Below are 3,011 nucleotides of genomic sequence, written 5' to 3' on the forward strand. Positions count from 1 at the left end.
GCCATGGCGATGGTCAAAGCGCTTAACCGGATCACGCTATTAGGAATGCCGAACAGTATTCGCATCACGTAACAATCGACCCGATGGGGCACAGTCGTTACAAGTTCTGATTTATTCAACAAAGCCCCAAAAAAGGTTAAGAAACGGCGTGTTAAAACGCGTCATGTCGATCATCAGGTGCAGGAAGTCCAGAAGTACCGCATCAATGCCCTGCTTTTTTTGCGTATATTGATAGACATAGTTAGCCAGCGAAATGCAGGTTGATAGCAGAGCAGGGATAAAAAGGATCCATCCTGTAATGCGTTTTATAATTGCAATAAGACCCGCCTGTTGGTACGTCATGAGTTCCCCTTATAAATGACGCGATAAAATAGCCTTCACCCGGCACGATCGACGCCGAGGTAGTGGGCAGGCAACACCGAAACAGAAGCAGCTGGCATATCCCATTGCATTATAACCATAATTACCGTTGATAGGCAGTGCAGGCCCCCTTACACGACGTCCCATGACACTGAAAACTGTGGTAGCCTGTCAGTGACACAGCTGAAATGAACGGCCCAGAAGCGGCCAACTCAGCCAAATGGCCTCTTATTACCTGACAGGAGACGTAAATGTCTGTAGCCAACACGCCTCGTGCCGCCTTGTTTGATATGGACGGCTTGCTGATCGATTCAGAACCTTTATGGGAGCAAGCTGAGGTAGAAGTGATTGCGGCATTAGGGGTGGATACCTCTGTGCGCGATACCCTGCCCGACTTGTTAGGCTTGCGTATCGATCTGGTGGTTGACCTGTGGTATCAGTATGCCCCCTGGAAAACCCCCAGCCGCAGTGAGGTGGTCAAGCGTATTATCGCCCGCACCCTTGAACTGGTGGATGAAAGCCGCCCGCTCTTGCCCGGCGTGGAGCACTCCTTACAGTTGTGTCGTGAACAGGGTTTTCGCATTGGACTGGCATCCGCCTCTCCGCTGTTTATGTTGCAACACGTATTGCACACCTTTGGCCTGACACACTATTTCGATACGCTGGCCTCTGCGGAATCACTGCCTTTCAGTAAACCTCACCCACAGGTCTATTTAAACGCGGCGCAGGCGCTGGATATTTCACCGCTACGCTGCGTCACACTGGAAGATTCTGTCAATGGCATGATTGCCACCAAAGCCGCGCGTATGCGCTCCATCGTGGTACCAAGCAATGCGCATGCTCAGGATCCGCGTTGGGTACTGGCTGATAAAAAGTTGAATTCACTGCAAGTGTTAACGCTGGAAGATTTGACAGGAAACTGACGGGACTGACAGAGCGCATAAACCGGCCAAGCGTCTGGCCGGTGTACAACGCGTTAAAGCGGCAGCGCTTAGAGGAAATCGGCGCGTTTAGGATTGAAGGTATCAATCAGGATGCTGCCATCTTCCAATGACACCACACCGTGCATTTCATTCTTAACAGCCAGATAGGCATCGCCCGTTTTCAGAATGTGTTTTTCTCCTTCAATCACCACTTCAAAGCTGCCCGCAGCAACGTAGGCGATCTGATCGTGGATATCGTGCTTATGCGGCGTGCCGATAGCGCCTTTATCAAAATGCACCAACACCATCATCAGGTTGTCAGTCCAGGTCATGATTTTGCGTTTAATACCGCCGCCCAGTTCTTCCCACGGGGTTTCATCATCAATAAAGTAGCGTTTCATGGTCACTCCTTCCTATTCATTGTTATGGCCTAATTCCCAACGGGATGCGGGTAGGCACAGCATACGGATTGCGCCATTCTAGTAACATTCGTTACGAACGAAACTGAAAAGGTGTAAAAGCATGACGACCTTCAAGAAATAAATAAAACAATATTTCACTTTTATTGAATTGCTATACCATCAGCTTAATGCTTCTCCAAACATGGAAGCGCCGGGCGCGCACCGGAACAGGCCAGGTTGTCACTGCCACGCAGCCTGATCAGTTTTGCCCGGCGCTTTCCTTCTCCCGACAGTGGGTAAGCGCAAAGTAGCGTACCAAGAACCAGTAGCAGCAAGCAGACCTGGCTAGCAGCATCCCGGTTCTTTACTACACTTCTCTGGTTTCACCAATGAAAGCAATACGGTAGCAATTCTGGCCGATAGCACGCTGACAAGCTCAAACATTTTTTTAACAGATAACGCGACACGTTCCAACAATGCGTTTTTTTAATATATATTTCAATTAGTTAATTAAAACAAGAAGGCACATACCTTGCTAAAACCGCCTTCTTAAAAAAATAAAAACAACGTTCCAACTTTGATCCCACTTTCGAGATTGCGTGCATGACGAGTGTGCAAATAGCGCAATATAATAAATCGAAACAGTGTTTCTATTTATAAGGAACTGCAACGCAGTTCGATAAGAAGGTTCTCGATGAGTATTTTTACGACGTTACGCACCAGCCCTGAAACGACACTCAACGAATGGTTAGCCGCCTTGGATAGCCATATCGCTCGCGTATCGCAGGCCGCCCAAAGTCATAAAAATCCTTCGCCTCTGCGAGCAGACGGCTTCGATATCACCACGCAAGAACCCGTAGTGGGCTTTGTTGAATAATAGGTAATCATGCTGTTTTTCTATGCCAGTTTTGGTAGAAAATGCTTGTCATCTTAGGTGTACAGTTTTCTCATGAGGCCTAACTGCATGATTTTGCGTTGCGAGGATCCGTCGTTTCACTTGGCTGCCAGCATAAAATCTATTTATTCAACAAAGCCCCCGTAGTGTGGAAATTCCCGGATGGGCATGATGCTCCTATCGCGAATTTCGCCAGCCAACAAAACTGGTTGAGAACATTAAGCGCCATGAGCGTTATTACCGGTGATGCCCGTTATGAACAGCAGGCAACGGATTACACCGACTATTTCTTAAAACATTATGTCGATCCGTCATTCCGCACCTGATTTTTCTTTTTTCGGGACTTGACGGTATTCTGAAGTTCTGAATTTATTACTGCTTTTTGCAGACCAATCAGCATGAGTACTCCCCACGTTACCATCCGTAACCTTG

At 47.9% G+C, this 3,011-nt stretch carries 3 protein-coding genes and 3 pseudogenes; 4 read left to right on the forward strand and 2 right to left on the reverse strand.

Annotated elements, in window-relative coordinates:
* A pseudogene (locus ACTBDZ_RS16515) lies at positions 1–72 on the forward strand (surface-adhesin E family protein); the annotation flags it as partial.
* Positions 73–126: 54 nt separating this feature from the next.
* Here ACTBDZ_RS16515 and ACTBDZ_RS16520 read toward each other — a convergent pair.
* A pseudogene (locus tag ACTBDZ_RS16520) lies at positions 127–342 on the reverse strand (YniB family protein); the annotation flags it as partial.
* Between the two features lie 269 nt (positions 343–611).
* Between ACTBDZ_RS16520 and hxpB the strand changes: the two are divergent.
* Positions 612–1,283, forward strand: a complete 672-nt coding sequence (gene hxpB / locus ACTBDZ_RS16525; RefSeq protein WP_438816107.1) for a hexitol phosphatase HxpB — start codon at positions 612–614, stop codon at positions 1,281–1,283.
* 68 nt (positions 1,284–1,351) lie between these two features.
* On the opposite strand, the gene ACTBDZ_RS16530 is transcribed toward hxpB, so the two are convergent.
* A complete protein-coding gene (locus ACTBDZ_RS16530) occupies positions 1,352–1,684 on the reverse strand; it encodes a cupin domain-containing protein (protein ID WP_195313327.1) in 333 nt (110 codons plus the stop codon).
* 694 nt (positions 1,685–2,378) lie between these two features.
* Between ACTBDZ_RS16530 and ACTBDZ_RS16535 the strand changes: the two genes are divergently transcribed.
* Positions 2,379–2,561: a hypothetical protein gene (locus ACTBDZ_RS16535; protein WP_438816108.1), complete on the forward strand. Its 183-nt coding sequence runs from the start codon at positions 2,379–2,381 to the stop codon at positions 2,559–2,561.
* A 158-nt stretch (positions 2,562–2,719) separates the two neighbouring features.
* Positions 2,720–2,884: pseudogene (locus tag ACTBDZ_RS16540) on the forward strand (pectate lyase); the annotation flags it as partial.
* Positions 2,885–3,011: the final 127 nt, after the last annotated feature.

Origin of the sequence: Symbiopectobacterium sp. (assembly GCF_051710365.1) — a bacterium.
Classification (GTDB): Bacteria; Pseudomonadota; Gammaproteobacteria; order Enterobacterales; family Enterobacteriaceae; genus Symbiopectobacterium.